Genomic DNA, 298 nt, shown 5'->3' with positions numbered 1-298 from the left:
ATCCTCATGAACACGCGCGTTGGGTTGAAGGCAAGAACGGCATTGGCCCTGGTCCTCAGTCTCGGCCTGGCCGGTTGCAGCAGTGGCGGTGGCGGCCATCACAGCACCTCGGGCAGCTCATCCCCCGATGGCGCTGCCGGGGCGGCGGGCGGTGACGGCTCCGGCGGATCGGCTGGCAGTGGCGATGGCACGGCCGGTACCGGTGGCACGGGTGGCAGCTTTGGCGGCGGAGCGGGTGATGGCACCGCAGGCACCGGCGGTGGAACCGGCGGGGGCACAAGCAATCCGGGCGGCGACG

The 298-nt window shown here is 71.8% G+C and carries 1 pseudogene; it reads left to right on the top strand.

The annotated features are described in order from the left end of the window. Positions 1-42: 42 nt before the first annotated feature. Positions 43-298 (top strand): annotated as a pseudogene (locus tag ACZYR5_RS29635) (collagen-like triple helix repeat-containing protein); the annotation flags it as partial.

This window comes from Pseudomonas sp. F007 (assembly GCF_057814275.1).
Note: the sequence above shows the minus strand (reverse complement) of the source record. Positions and strands in the feature narration are given on the sequence as shown.